The organism is Novosphingobium sp. 18050, from assembly GCF_902706195.1.
GTDB lineage: Bacteria > Pseudomonadota > Alphaproteobacteria > Sphingomonadales > Sphingomonadaceae > Novosphingobium.
Genome location: NZ_CACSJO010000009.1, coordinates 17,260 through 30,156, shown reverse-complemented (window position 1 = coordinate 30,156; position 12,897 = coordinate 17,260). Strand labels below are relative to the sequence as shown.

The 12,897-nt window shown below is 64.5% G+C and carries 12 protein-coding genes; 7 read left to right on the top strand and 5 right to left on the bottom strand.

Translation table 11 applies throughout. The features are described from left to right. Positions 1-29: 29 nt before the first annotated feature. Genes hemB through GVL61_RS10785 form a run of 5 tightly spaced genes read left to right on the top strand, consistent with a single transcriptional unit; the run spans position 30 to position 4,686 of the window. On the top strand, positions 30-1,025 hold the full coding sequence (gene hemB, locus GVL61_RS10805; RefSeq protein ID WP_159979818.1) for a porphobilinogen synthase: 996 nt from the start codon (positions 30-32) through the stop codon (positions 1,023-1,025). Between the two features lies 1 nt (position 1,026). Further along, a complete protein-coding gene (locus GVL61_RS10800; protein ID WP_159979817.1) occupies positions 1,027-1,629 on the top strand; it encodes a GNAT family N-acetyltransferase in 603 nt (200 codons plus the stop codon). Further along, positions 1,620-3,845, top strand: a complete 2,226-nt coding sequence (locus GVL61_RS10795; RefSeq protein ID WP_235037635.1) for a fused MFS/spermidine synthase — start codon at positions 1,620-1,622, stop codon at positions 3,843-3,845. The genes GVL61_RS10800 and GVL61_RS10795 overlap by 10 nt, the downstream gene beginning before the upstream one ends. After that, a complete protein-coding gene (locus GVL61_RS10790; protein ID WP_159979816.1) occupies positions 3,842-4,405 on the top strand; it encodes a gamma carbonic anhydrase family protein in 564 nt (187 codons plus the stop codon). Before GVL61_RS10795 ends, GVL61_RS10790 begins: the two co-directional genes overlap by 4 nt. Beyond that, positions 4,405-4,686 (top strand): DUF167 domain-containing protein, encoded by a 282-nt coding sequence (locus GVL61_RS10785; protein WP_159979815.1) that lies wholly within the window; start codon positions 4,405-4,407, stop codon positions 4,684-4,686. Before GVL61_RS10790 ends, GVL61_RS10785 begins: the two co-directional genes overlap by 1 nt. 24 nt (positions 4,687-4,710) lie before the next feature. Here the strand turns inward: GVL61_RS10785 and GVL61_RS10780 are convergent, their stop codons facing one another. The 5 genes from GVL61_RS10780 to GVL61_RS10760 all read right to left on the bottom strand — a co-directional run bounded on the left by GVL61_RS10780 (position 4,711) and on the right by GVL61_RS10760 (position 10,852). Beyond that, positions 4,711-5,121: a globin gene (locus GVL61_RS10780; RefSeq protein WP_200844748.1), complete on the bottom strand. Its 411-nt coding sequence runs from the start codon at positions 5,119-5,121 to the stop codon at positions 4,711-4,713. A gap of 73 nt (positions 5,122-5,194) precedes the next feature. Next, entirely contained in the window at positions 5,195-6,787 is a 1,593-nt protein-coding gene (locus tag GVL61_RS10775) for a cisplatin damage response ATP-dependent DNA ligase (protein ID WP_159979814.1), read from the bottom strand. A 251-nt stretch (positions 6,788-7,038) separates the two neighbouring features. Further along, complete coding sequence (locus GVL61_RS10770) at positions 7,039-8,043, bottom strand: ligase-associated DNA damage response exonuclease (RefSeq protein WP_159979813.1); 1,005 nt, start codon at positions 8,041-8,043, stop codon at positions 7,039-7,041. A 62-nt stretch (positions 8,044-8,105) separates the two neighbouring features. Beyond that, positions 8,106-10,484 carry an ATP-dependent Clp protease ATP-binding subunit ClpA gene (gene clpA, locus GVL61_RS10765; protein WP_159979812.1) on the bottom strand — a complete coding sequence of 793 codons (2,379 nt, stop codon included), beginning with the start codon at positions 10,482-10,484 and terminating at the stop codon, positions 8,106-8,108. A gap of 149 nt (positions 10,485-10,633) precedes the next feature. After that, complete coding sequence (locus GVL61_RS10760) at positions 10,634-10,852, bottom strand: DUF1192 domain-containing protein (protein WP_159979811.1); 219 nt, start codon at positions 10,850-10,852, stop codon at positions 10,634-10,636. 89 nt (positions 10,853-10,941) lie between these two features. Between GVL61_RS10760 and GVL61_RS10755 the strand changes: the two genes are divergently transcribed. Further along, complete coding sequence (locus GVL61_RS10755) at positions 10,942-11,943, top strand: NAD(P)H-quinone oxidoreductase (RefSeq protein ID WP_159979809.1); 1,002 nt, start codon at positions 10,942-10,944, stop codon at positions 11,941-11,943. Between the two features lie 192 nt (positions 11,944-12,135). Then, positions 12,136-12,843 carry a DUF1013 domain-containing protein gene (locus GVL61_RS10750; RefSeq protein WP_159979807.1) on the top strand — a complete coding sequence of 236 codons (708 nt, stop codon included), beginning with the start codon at positions 12,136-12,138 and terminating at the stop codon, positions 12,841-12,843. Positions 12,844-12,897 lie beyond the last annotated feature (54 nt).

The window sequence follows — 12,897 nt, the reverse complement described above, 5'->3', positions numbered from 1 at the left end:
CGAGGGTTTTTTGCGGCAAGCAATTGCCTATGACCGGCACATATCCCCACACCCGCCTGCGCCGCGTGCGCGCCACCGCCTGGAGCCGCGCTCTCCACCGCGAGACCCTGCTGACCCCGGCAGACCTGATCTGGCCCCTGTTCGTCACCGAGGGCGAGGGCGTCGAAGATCCGATCGCCTCGCTGCCCGGTGTTTCGCGCTGGTCGGTCGACGGCATCGTCGCGCGCGCGAAGGAAGCGGTGGAGCTTGGTATCCCGTGCCTCGCGCTGTTTCCCCACACCCAGCCCGAGCGCCGCAGCGAGGACGGCGCCGAGGCGCTCAATCCCGACAACCTGATGTGCCGCGCAATCCGCGGGGTCCGCGATGCGCTGGGGGATAAGATCGGCCTGCTGACCGACGTCGCGCTCGATCCTTATACCAGCCATGGGCAGGACGGGCTTATCGACGAGGCGGGCTATGTCCTCAACGATGAGACGGTGGAAGCGCTGGTCGGCCAGTCGCTCAATCAGGCGAATGCGGGCGCGGACATCATCGCCCCGTCCGACATGATGGACGGCCGTATCGGCGCCATCCGCGATGCGCTGGAAGACGCCGGCCATACCAATGTCCAGATCATGAGCTACGCGGCCAAGTATGCCTCGGCGTTCTACGGCCCGTTCCGCGATGCGGTCGGCTCGCGCGGGCTGCTCAAGGGTGACAAGAAAAGCTACCAGATGGACCCCGGCAACACCGAGGAAGCCTTGCGTGAAGTGGCGATGGACCTTGCCGAGGGCGCGGACACGGTCATGGTCAAGCCGGGCCTGCCTTACCTCGATATCGTGCGCCGCGTGAAGGAGCGCTTCGAGGTGCCGGTCTTCGCCTATCAGGTCTCGGGCGAGTACGCGATGATCGAACATACTGTCGCCGCCGGCGCGGCCGACCGCGACGCGATGGTGCTGGAGACGCTGCTCGCCTTCAAGCGTGCGGGCTGCTCGGGCGTCCTTACCTACCACGCTGCTCACGCTGCGCGCCTGCTGAACGGCTGAGATGTTCCACGTGGAAACATCGCGGCTGGTCCTGCGTGACTGGCGAGAGGGTGATATCGATCGCTTTGCGCAAGTCACCAACACCCCATCCGTCATGCGCTGGCTGGGTGGGGTGATGAATGCTGACAAGGTCGCGCTATTCGAGGAACGGGTCGTCGGCTTTCAGGAGCGCGTCGGACACACCTTCTGGGTGTTGGAACGCAAAGCGGACGGCGGGCATCTTTCCGGCGAGATTCTGGGTTTCTGCGGCCTGAAGCTGATCGATGCGCCCGGCGCTGGCTTTATCGGCGAGATGGAGATCGGCTGGCGGATGCGCGATGACGCCTGGGGGCGGGGCTATGCGAAAGAAGCTGCTGCGGCTTCGCTCGATGCCGGGTTCGACCGTTTCGGCGCGGCGGAAATCTTCGCCATCACCAATATCGAGAATGCGGCTAGCTGGGGCCTGATGACCCGCCTTGGCATGGTCCGCCGCGAGGATCTCGATTTCCTCGACGCCCGCTTCGATCCACCAGCGGGCAATATCATCGTTCATTCCATCGCCGCTAAAGGCTGGCGCGTGAACGGCGGAGCGGGGCAGGACAAAGCGGGGCAGGTTTGCCCCTGATCCGGAAGGCTGGCCCTGCGCGCGGGCTGTTCGTTACCACGATCCTGGTCGGCAGCTTCCTGCTGTTCCTGGTCCAGCCTATGGTGGCGCGCATGGCGCTGCCCCGGCTGGGAGGGGCGCCCAACGTTTGGAACAGCGCGATGCTGGTCTATCAGGCGCTGCTGCTGGCCGGCTACGCCTACGCTCACCTGCTGGGCAGGTTGCCGCTGCGCCGGCAGGCGACGATTCATATAGCACTACTGCTTCTTGCTGCACTGACGTTGCCGGTCGGGCTCATTGGCATGCCGCCGATGGCCGGGCTGCCTGAGGTGTTGCGCGTGCCCCTGCTGCTCGGCCTCAGCATCGGCCCGGCATTTTTCGTCGTTTCCGCGCAGGCGCCGCTTATGCAGCGCTGGTTCGCTGCTGATCCGCAAAGCGGGCAGCCCTGGGCGCTTTACGCTGCATCGAATCTTGGCAGTTTCGCGGGTTTGCTCGCTTATCCGCTGCTGGCGGAACCGCTGCTCAGTCTGCGGGCGCAGAGTATGGGGTGGTCTGCGGGCTTTGCCCTGCTGGTGGTGCTGGTCGCAGCCACCGCGTTCAGTAGGCGCAACCTCCCCAACCTTCCCGCCGCTGCCGTGGAGGAGGGCGCAGCTGCCCCCATCGGTTGGCGCACTATCACCCTGTGGCTGCTGCTGTCCGCCGTGCCCTCGGGCCTGATGCTCTCTACGACCACCCACCTCACTACCGACATCTTCGCGATGCCGCTGATCTGGGTGATCCCGCTGGGCCTTTATCTCCTGAGCTTCGTCCTTGCCTTCGCCGACCGACGCGGGCCGGTCATGGCGGTGAGCCGCATCGCGCCGGTGGTGGTGCTGTTTGCGGGCAGCTATGCCATGACGTCGAGCGGGTCGGGGACGTTATGGATGGCGGGTGGGGCCTGCCTCCTCCTCTTTTGTGTGGCGAGCGCGCTGCACGGCCGGCTCTATGAACTCCGCCCCGGCGCAGCGCAGCTTACCCGTTTCTATCTGACGATGTCGGCGGGCGGCGCGCTGGGGGGCCTCTTCACCGCGTTGATCGCGCCGCTGGTATTCGACTGGGCGTGGGAGCATCCGTTGCTTGTGCTCGCGGCTGCCGCGCTGATGCCGCTGGAGCCGTTGCTGCGTTGGCGCGACAACGACGGGATCGAACTGGGCATGGCGCGTATCATGCTCGTCCTGCTGCTCTGTTTCGCCGCGTTTCTGACCTGGCAGCTGAACGATTACGCGATGCGCCCGGAGAGCGCTATTTTCGCGCTGCTGCTGACGATATTCCTGGTCGGGAGCGGAGTGATGGTCATGGCCTGGCGCGGGGCGCTCGTCGCGGTTCTGGCTATGGCCATGGTCGGGCAGGGCGGCATCCTGACGATCCGCGCAACTTTGGCCGGGGAGCGCACGCGCAGCTATTTCGGCATCTACACCATCCGCGATAACCACGAGGGCAGGCTGCGAACCCTGGCCCATGGAACAACGCTGCACGGCGAGCAGTCGCTCGATCCGGCGCATTCGCGCGATGCTCTGACGTATTACGGGCCGACCTCCGGCGTGGCGCTGGCCCTTTCGGCAGTCCCTGCGCTCGAAGGGGCAATGGCGCGGGTCGGCGTGGTGGGACTGGGCACCGGCTCACTCGCCTGTCAGGCGCAGGCAGGGCAGGACTGGACTTTCTTCGAGATCGACCCGGTGGTTCTACACTTTTCCACCAGCGGCCGCTTTACGTTCCTGCGCCAGTGCACGCCCGATGCGCGGGTGATCATCGGCGATGCGCGCCTGGAACTGGCCGCGCTGCCCGCCGCCGCATTCGACGTTCTGGTGATCGACGCGTTCTCGTCCGACGCCATTCCCATGCACCTGCTGACGCGTGAGGCCATGCAGGTCTACTTGCGCGCCCTTGCGCCCCATGGGCTGCTGGTGCTGCACATTTCCAACCGTTACATCGATCTCGCGCCCGTCATCGGGGCTACTGCGCAGGATAGCGGGTTGGCGGCGCTATCGCGGCTCGACTTTCCCGAAGACGATACGCGCTACACGCCCTCACGCTGGATCGCGCTTTCGCGCGATGCAGACGTGCTGCGCACCCTTGCGCGCAGGGCGCCCGATACCCCATGGAAGACCCTCGAAGAACGGGCGCCGGGACCCTGGACGGATGATCACGCCTCCATTTTCCCCTATGTCCGCTGGAGCAGGCTGGCAGGAAACCCATGATAGAGAACCGCACCGACATCACCATGGCCGCGATCAACGGCAAGGCACCGAGGATACACTCCAGCGCATTCATCGCGCCGGGCTGCCGGATCATAGGTAATGTCGAGATCGGGCCTGACGCCAGCATCTGGTACAACTGTGTGATCCGCGCTGACGTTCACCGCGTGGTGATCGGCGCGCGCTCCAATATTCAGGACGGCACCGTGGTCCACTGTGACAGCCCCAAGCCGTCGAACCCGGACGGCTTCCCCACCATCATCGGTGATGACGTGCTGATCGGCCATCTGGCGATGATCCATGGCTGTACGCTGGAGGACCGGGCGTTCGTCGGACTTGGTGCGATCGTGATGGACGGCAGTTACATCGAATCGGACGGCATGCTTGCCGCCGGGGCGCAACTTACCGGCAAGCGCATCGGCGCGCGGCAGCTTTGGATGGGTCGCCCCGCCAAGTACCTGCGCGATCTTGACGATGCGGCGGTCGCCGCGAACCAGGCTGGCGTGAAGGGCTATGTCATCAATGGCCGGATGCATGCCGAGGCGCTTGGGCTGAAAAGCTGATGGCGCGGCCGAAGGCAGAACTGCCATCGGCCGACGCCTTGCGCGTTCTCATCGACGAGGAAGGGCGTCTGGCTCTGCGCGTGACGCCCGGCGCGAAAGTCGAATCGCTGGAAATTGCGGACGGCCGCCTGCTCGTCAAAGTCCGCGCCAAGCCGGAGGACGGCAAGGCGAATGAGGCTGTGCGCGACTTGCTGGCTCGTGCGCTGGGCCTGGCACCGTCGCGGCTGGAACTCCTGCGCGGGGCCACGTCCCGCGAGAAGCAGTTCAGCATTTCGGTCTAGAATTCCTCCGGGACGAGCGCGGCTTCAGCGCCCCATGGCGCGCGCCATATCGGCAAGAATATCACCCATGGCCCGCGCCATGTCGGCAGGCTCGGGGGCTACGTCGGCAATCGCGCGCTGCATCGCTTCGGCCCATTGGCCGGCGACGGCCTTGTCGATGGTCATCGGCTTGTGCAGGCTCATCATGCAGCGGCCGGGATTGGCTTCGAACCAGTCGCGCGGGCCGCCTGCCCATCCAGCCAGGAACTTCGGCAGCGACGCACACACGGGCGCAAGATCTGGAGCGTGCATGGCGCGAAGCTGCGCGTAGGCGGAGTCCTGTTCGACCAGATCGTAAAAGCGCTCGGCAATTGCCTCGAACACGGGAGCGCCTCCCAGGCGGTAGAATGGAGTGCCTGGATTCTCGGCGGGCTTGGGCTGGGTGTCGACGGACAAGGGTGATCTCTCCTGGGCAAAGGGGCTTAGCGTCCTTCCTATCCCAAAAGTTTCACGTGGAACTTGATCACGGTCAATCGCGGATGAGGGCGCGCAGGGCCTCTATGCGGTCTGCCTCGTGGGGGGGCTTGTCGGCGCGGATGCGGCTGATGCGGGGAAAGCGCATGGCGACGCCCGACTTGTGGCGCTTGCTTGAATGGACGGAATCGAAGGCCACTTCGAACACCAGAGACTTGTCGGTTTCGCGCACCGGACCGAAGCGGTTCACGGTGTGACCACGCACGTAGCGGTCGAGCCATTTCAGCTCTTCGTCGGTGAAGCCGAAATAGGCCTTGCCCACCGGTAGCAGTTCCGCCCCCGTATCGGGATCGCCGTCCCAGCAGCCGAAGGTGTAGTCCGAATAGAACGAACTGCGCTTCCCCGAGCCGCGCTGGGCATACATCAGCACGCAGTCGATCAGCAGCGGATCTCGCTTCCATTTATACCAGAGCCCGGTCTTGCGACCCGCTACATAAGGGCTGTCGCGCCGCTTGAGCATAACCCCTTCGATGGCATCGTCCCGTGCCCGCTCGCGGATGGCGGCCAATTGCGCAAAGTCGTCCGCCGGGATGACTCCGCTGATGTCGAAGCGCTGTGGGTCTAGCCGGGGTACCAGATCCTCCAAAGCTGCCCGGCGCCTGGCCCAGGGCAGGGGGCGCAGGTCTTCTCCCTCGACAATCAAGGCATCATAAAGTCTTACGAACGCCGGATATTCCTCCCGCATCTTTTTGCTGACCGTCTTACGGCCAAGGCGCTGTTGCAAGGCGTTGAAACTTGCCGCGCCGCCCGCCTCCCCGCCCTGATGCGCGCCGCGCACCAGCAGTTCGCCGTCCAGCACCGCGTTGATCGCCAGCGCCTCGGCAATTTCGGGGAAAGTGGCGGATATATCGTCGCCGGAGCGGGAATAGACGCGGGTTTCGCCGCCAGCGTGGACCACCTGCACGCGGATGCCGTCCCATTTCCATTCCGCCGCATAGTCGGCCAGATCGACCTCGCTGTCCTCCAGCCCATGCGCGAGCATGAAGGGCCGGAATAGCGGCAGGTTTTCCGAACTGGGCGCCTCTCCCCCATGCGCCGCCCAGTCGAACAGCGCGGCATATGGCGGGGTCTGGCCGTGCCAATGCTCCTCCACATCCTCCACCGCGACGCTGAAAGCCTGCGCGAAGGCGGTCTTGGCAAGCCTGGCCGAAATGCCGATCCGCATCGCTCCCGTGGCCAGCTTGAGCAAGGCATAACGCCCATTCGCATCGAGCCGGTCGAGCAGCCGGGGGAGTTCGACCATGACGTTGCCGCGGGTCATGCGCGATAGCGCGTCCACCGCCTCGGAGACAGTTGGCGGGGAGGGCGCCTCTGCAGGCTCGGGCCAGAGCAGGCTTGCGGTCTCGGCCGAATCGCCGACATATTCGCGGCTCAGGGTCCACAGGACGGAGTCGATGCGCTCGGTCAGCAGGTTGCGGATGGTTGCGCTTTTCACTGCCGGAAAATCCAGCCCGTCGGTCAACGCTGCAAGGGCCCAGCCTCGGTCCGGGTCGGGGGTTTCGCGCAAGTAATCGGCCAGGAGCTTGAGTTTGGCGTTGCGGCTTCGGGTGTAGACCAGAGCGTCCAGAAGGGCGGCGAAGTTTTCCATCAGAAGGGGAACGAAGACCTGAGGCCATCGCCCCAGCCCCCTTTATTGGCGGCGCCGTGTGCGCAGGGGCCTTGGGTGCGCACGTCATTCTCGCTCAGGGACGACAAAGTGGATGGGGAGAGCCTGCGCGCTGCTGCCCGCACAACAAGACCGCCGGCGGCTATAAGTAACTCGGCCGTCACCATACGCATCCGCCGTAACTGCACACGCAACGCCGCCAGTAAGGGGGTCTGGGGCGATGGCCCCAGGTCTTAATCATCTTCATCCTCATACCCCACAAGCGCCAAAGCCCGGGCCTTCCTCTGGTTCAACTCACACCATCGCAACATGGCTTCCTCGCGCCCGTGGGTGATCCATGTCTCGGCCGGATTCACGTCCACCACCGTCTGCGTCAGTTCATCCCAGTCCGCATGATCGGAGATGATGAGCGGCAGTTCGACCATCCGCTGCCGCGCTCGCTGGCGGACGCGCATCCAGCCTGAGGCCATCGCGGTGATCGGGTCCGGCAGCCGGCGGCTCCAGCGGTCGTTCAGGGCGGAGGGCGGGGCGAGGACTACACTTCCCGCGAGGTCCTGTTTGCCTGCGTCCGAGACGAGCCGCAGATCACCCAGATCGATACCCCATTCCTCATAGAGGCGGCACATTCGTTCCATGGCGCCGTGGAGCCAGATCGTATCGCGGTGCCCGGCGCGGCGCAGTTCGGCGATCAGGCGCTGCGCCTTGCCCAGCGCGTAAGCGCCCACCAGCACGCAGCGCTGTGGATTGGCCGCGAGGGCGGTGAGTAGCTTGCCGACCTCTTCCTCTACCGGCGGATGCCGGAATACGGGGAGGCCGAAGGTCGCCTCGGTGACGAGGACGTCGCAGGGGGTGACTTCGAAGGGCGGGCAGGTCGGGTCGGGTCGGCGCTTGAAGTCGCCGGTGACGACGATCCGCTCGCCCGCGTGTTCGAGGAGGATTTGCGCCGAGCCGAGGACGTGGCCGGCGGGAATCCACGTGGCATGGACACCTCCGGGCAGTTCGATACGATCGCCGTAGGGGACGGCCACAGCGCCTTCTTCGGTGGCGTAGCGAAGCTTCATGATGGCGAGGGTGGCGGGGGTGGCGAAAGTTGCGCCATGGCCGCCGCGTGCGTGGTCAGCGTGGCCGTGGGTAACCAGTGCCCGATCAACGGGACGTGCCGGATCGATCCAGCAGTCTGCAGGGACGACATGGATTCCCCAGGGTTCGGGTCTAATCCAGGAGAATTCGCGGGCCATGAAAAAGAAATGGGGCGGAAACCCTGCGGTTCCCACCCCATCTTCATTGCCTGTTACAAGGATCAGTCGTCGGAGCTGGTTTCCGGCTCGATACCAGACTTCTTCGTCACCCGCTTCACAGGCGTTTTCTTCTTGGCCTTGGTCACCTTGGGTGGGGAAGGCGTCAGCTCGAAGTTGAGCGCGTCTTCCTTGACCGATACGTGGACCTCGCCGCCGTGGGCCAGCTTGCCGAACAGCAGTTCCTCGGCAAGCGGCTGCTTGACCTTCTCCTGAATGACGCGGGCCATCGGGCGGGCGCCGTAGAGCTTGTCGTAGCCGCGGTCGCCCAGCCATTCGCGGGCGGTCGAATCGAACTGGATGTGGACGTTCTGGTCGGCCAACTGGAGTTCCAGCTGGAGGATGAACTTGTCCACGACCCGGCTGATCGTGTCCTTGGCGAGATAGGCGAAGGGGATGATCGCATCGAGGCGGTTGCGGAATTCAGGCGTGAAGAGCTGCTTCACCGCTTCTTCACCGGCGTCCTGCTTGGACACATCGCCGAAGCCGATGCCGACCTTGGCCATGTCCGAAGCGCCCGCGTTGGTGGTCATGATGAGCACCACGTTGCGGAAATCGACGGTCTTGCCGTGGTGGTCGGTCAGGCGGCCGTTGTCCATCACCTGCAGCAGGATGTTGAACAGGTCGGCGTGGGCTTTCTCGATTTCGTCGAGCAGTAGAACGCAGTGCGGCTGCTGGTCGATGGCATCGGTGAGCAAGCCGCCCTGATCGAACCCGACATAACCCGGAGGCGCGCCGATCAGGCGGCTGACCGAATGACGCTCCATGTATTCGGACATGTCGAAGCGCTGCATCGGGATGCCCATGACCTGGGCCAGTTGCTTGGCGACTTCGGTCTTGCCGACGCCGGTGGGGCCGGAGAACAGGAACGAGCCGATCGGCTTTTCCGGATCGCGGAGCCCGGCGCGGCTGAGCTTCATTGCCGTCGAGACCAGCTCGATCGCCTTGTCCTGCCCGAAGACGACGCGCTTGAGATCACGCTCGAGCGTGCCGAGCGCCTTCTTGTCGTCGGAGCTGACCGATTTGGGCGGGATGCGCGCCATCGTCGCGATGACCTGCTCGATCTCGCGGGCGGTAATGGTTTTCTTGCGGCGGCTGGGGGGCACCAGCATCTGCATCGCGCCGACTTCGTCGATCACGTCGATCGCCTTGTCGGGCAGCTTGCGGTCGTTGATGTAGCGGGCTGAAAGCTCCACCGCCGTCTTGATGGCGTCGGGGGTGTACTTGACCTTGTGGTGCTCCTCGAAGGCCGTGCGCAGGCCCTTGAGGATCTTGATGGTGTCCTCGATCGTGGGTTCGTTCACGTCGATCTTCTGGAACCGGCGCAGCAGGGCGCGGTCCTTTTCGAAGTGGTTGCGGAACTCCTTGTAGGTGGTCGAGCCGATGCAACGGATCGTGCCGCCCGACAGAGCCGGCTTGAGCAGGTTCGAGGCGTCCATCGCGCCGCCGCTGGTGGCGCCGGCGCCGATCACGGTGTGAATCTCGTCGATGAAGAGGACCGCATGAGGCATCTTCTCAAGTTCGGAGACGACCTGCTTGAGGCGTTCCTCGAAATCGCCGCGATAGCGGGTGCCAGCCAGGAGGCTGCCCATGTCGAGCGAGTAGATCACCGCTTCGGCCAGCACTTCTGGCACTTCGCCCTCGACGATCTTGCGCGCAAGTCCTTCTGCGATCGCGGTCTTGCCCACGCCCGGATCACCCACGTAGAGCGGGTTGTTCTTGGAGCGGCGGCACAGGATCTGAATCGTGCGGTCCACTTCGGGGCCGCGACCGATCAGCGGGTCGACCTTGCCGTTCAGTGCCTTTTCGTTGAGGTTGACGGTGAACTGGTCGAGCGCGGAATCCTTCTTGTTTCCGGCGGCGGGCTTGGTCTCGTTCTTGTCTTCGGGCGTGGGGGTGTTCTCGTCGGACGCGCCCTTGGGGCTGCGATCCTCGATGCGCTTGCCGCCCTTGCCGATGCCGTGGCTGATATAGCTGACGGCGTCGAGGCGGCTCATGTCCTGCTGTTGCAGGAAGTAGACGGCGTAACTGTCACGTTCGGAGAACAGGGCGACAAGAACGTTGGCGCCGGTCACGGTGTCCTTGCCGGAGGACTGGACGTGCAGGATGGCGCGCTGGATCACCCGCTGGAAACCGGCAGTAGGGGCGGGATCGCCCTTTTCCTCGGTCTTGAGCGACTGGTATTCCTGGTCGAGATACTGGCGCACCACGTCGCCCAGATCGCCAAGGTCCACGCCGCAAGCCTGCATGACCTGGGCCGCGTCCGTATCGTCGATCAGCGCGAGCAGCAGGTGCTCGAGCGTCGCGTACTCGTGGCTCCGCTCAGACGCGTGAGACAGAGCCGAGTGCAGGGTCTTTTCAAGGCTTTGCGCGAAACTTGGCATTTATGCGACCTTCATTGTGAGGGACGACTCTCCGTACAAGGGAGTTTGGCGGTGAGAGGTTTCGGGATCGATATAGGAATGATCAGGAGGGTTGCGAGGTTGCCCGTGCGGAGACGTTGCACGGGAGCGGAAAGGCGAGGCTGCGCGGATCAAGATGATCGCGGCCTGAACAGGGCATCGGCCGCAAGCCGGTGGGCGGAAGACGCGCTTCGGTGCGCGCGGATGCGTTCGATTTCGGTTTCCAGCAGAACGATACGTGAGTCGAGTTCGTCCAGCGAATAGCGCTCCAGGCTTTCGCTGGCGAGGAGGCTGGCGGCGCCGAAGTCGCCTTCGGACGACCGCCGCCGCGGTCGATCATAATCGTCCATTGCAATGCAGCATCGGACTCGAATTGGCGCCTGTCAATGGTCCGAAAGTGTGTTCCCCGTAGTCGTCCACTGTGGCAACACCTGCGACCATGTTAGCTGACCTTCCTGTCATGATGACGGCCGTGGGATACGATTCGCCCGGCGGTCCCGAAGTTCTCCGTCCCGAAATCGTCCCGGTGCCAAGGCCGGGGCCCGGCGAGGTGCTGGTGCGGGTGGCGTTCGCCGGGGTGAACCGGCCCGATGTGGTACAGCGGACGGGCAACTATCCGCCGCCGCCGGGCGCTTCGCCGATTCCGGGGCTGGAGATTTCGGGCACGATCGCGGCTCTGGGTGAAGGAGTGACCGAGTTCATCCCCGGCCAACAGGTCTGCGCGCTCGTTTCCGGCGGGGGGTATGCGCAGTATTGCCTGGCGAGGGCAGGACACTGTCTGCCGGTGCCGGAAGGCCTCGAAATGGACGAGGCCGCTGCGCTGCCTGAAACCCTGTTTACCGTCTGGCACAACGTTTTCGAGCGTGGTCATGCGCGCGAGGGCGAGACGCTGCTGGTCCATGGCGGCACCAGCGGCATCGGTACGATGGCGGCGATGCTGGGCCGTCATTTCGGGCTGACGGTCATTGTCACCTGCGGTTCGGCCGAGAAATGCGAGGCGGCGCTGAAGATCGGGGCGACCCACGCGATCGACTACAAGACGAGCGATTTCGTCGAGGAAGTCGCGCGGCTGACCGGGGGCAGGGGGGTCGATCTCGTGCTCGACATGGTCGCGGGCAGCTATGTTTCGCGCAATCTCAAGTGTCTGGCGCCGGACGGACGCCATGTCACCATCGCGGTGCAGGGCGGAGCGAAGGCGGAGATCAACATGGCCGTGGTCATGAGCCGTCGCTATACGCTCACCGGGTCGACGCTGCGGCCGCGTTCGGACGAGTTCAAGACATTGCTCGCGCAGGAAATCGCCGGGTGCGCCTGGCCTCTGGTGGAAGAGGGCCTGCTGCGCCCGGTTATGGATGCGCGCTTTCCGCTGGCTGAAGCCGCAGCGGCCCACGCGCGGATGGAAGCCGGCGACCACATCGGCAAGATTGTGCTGGAGGTCTGAACTGCGGCGGGCGCAGTTCAGCCTGCGGCAGGCCGGGCAGAGCATGCGCCCGGCGGTTCCACGTGAAACTTCAGGCACTCTCCTGCAAAAAATCAAGCCTTTCGCTTGCCCATTGCGCAAAATTTCCCTAAATCGGCACGGTACGGCCACTCCGCAGGGGTGGCCCTTATTGTTTCCGCCGGGGATAGAGACATGAGCCAGCCCACTCCGCTGATGCCGCACGCGACCGCCTCGTGGCTGGTCGACATCACTTCTTTGACTTTTGAGCAGATTGCAGAGTTCTGCGGTCTCCACATGCTTGAAGTCCAGGCCATGGCCGACGATCTGGCCTCCAGCAAGTACACCGGCCGCGACCCTGTTCGTGCCGGCGAACTGACCATGGAAGAGATCGAAAAGGGGCAGGCCAACCCCGAATACAAGCTGCGCATGCACAAGGTGCCGGTCACCGCGAGCCGTACCAAGGGCCCGCGCTACACCCCGGTTTCGAAGCGTCAGGACAAGCCGGACGGCATCGCCTGGATCCTGCGCAACCACGCCGAGGTTTCGGATGCGCAGATCGGCAAGCTGATCGGCACCACGCGCAACACGATTGCGGCGATCCGCGACCGTTCGCACTGGAACATCAACAACATCACGCCGAAGGACCCGGTTACGCTGGGTCTGTGCTCGCAGCGCGAACTGGACGCCCTGGTTGCCAAGGCAGCCAAGAAGGCCGGCATCCAGGAAGACGAGAACCTGACCAAGGAGCGTCTGACCGACGACCGCGACGCCCTGATCGAGGAACTGCGCGCAGAGCGTCAGGCCCAGGTCCAGGCCGCCAGCGCGGCCGCGCAGGAAGCCGAAGTCGCCGCCTGGCTCGAAGCCAAGCGTGCCGCCGAGGCCGAAGAGCGCAATCAGTAAACAGATATAGCCGGCAGGTGCTTCAGTCATCTGTCGGCTATGTTTACATTTACA

Coding starts and splice junctions, on each gene's coding strand:
- hemB (WP_159979818.1), top strand. CDS start 30: ATGACCGGCACATATCCCCACACCCGCCTGCGCCGCGTGCGCGCCACC.
- GVL61_RS10800 (WP_159979817.1), top strand. CDS start 1,027: ATGTTCCACGTGGAAACATCGCGGCTGGTCCTGCGTGACTGGCGAGAG.
- GVL61_RS10790 (WP_159979816.1), top strand. CDS start 3,842: ATGATAGAGAACCGCACCGACATCACCATGGCCGCGATCAACGGCAAG.
- GVL61_RS10785 (WP_159979815.1), top strand. CDS start 4,405: ATGGCGCGGCCGAAGGCAGAACTGCCATCGGCCGACGCCTTGCGCGTT.
- GVL61_RS10775 (WP_159979814.1), bottom strand. CDS start 6,787: ATGGAAAACTTCGCCGCCCTTCTGGACGCTCTGGTCTACACCCGAAGC.
- GVL61_RS10770 (WP_159979813.1), bottom strand. CDS start 8,043: ATGGCCCGCGAATTCTCCTGGATTAGACCCGAACCCTGGGGAATCCAT.
- clpA (WP_159979812.1), bottom strand. CDS start 10,484: ATGCCAAGTTTCGCGCAAAGCCTTGAAAAGACCCTGCACTCGGCTCTG.
- GVL61_RS10760 (WP_159979811.1), bottom strand. CDS start 10,852: ATGGACGATTATGATCGACCGCGGCGGCGGTCGTCCGAAGGCGACTTC.
- GVL61_RS10755 (WP_159979809.1), top strand. CDS start 10,942: ATGTTAGCTGACCTTCCTGTCATGATGACGGCCGTGGGATACGATTCG.
- GVL61_RS10750 (WP_159979807.1), top strand. CDS start 12,136: ATGAGCCAGCCCACTCCGCTGATGCCGCACGCGACCGCCTCGTGGCTG.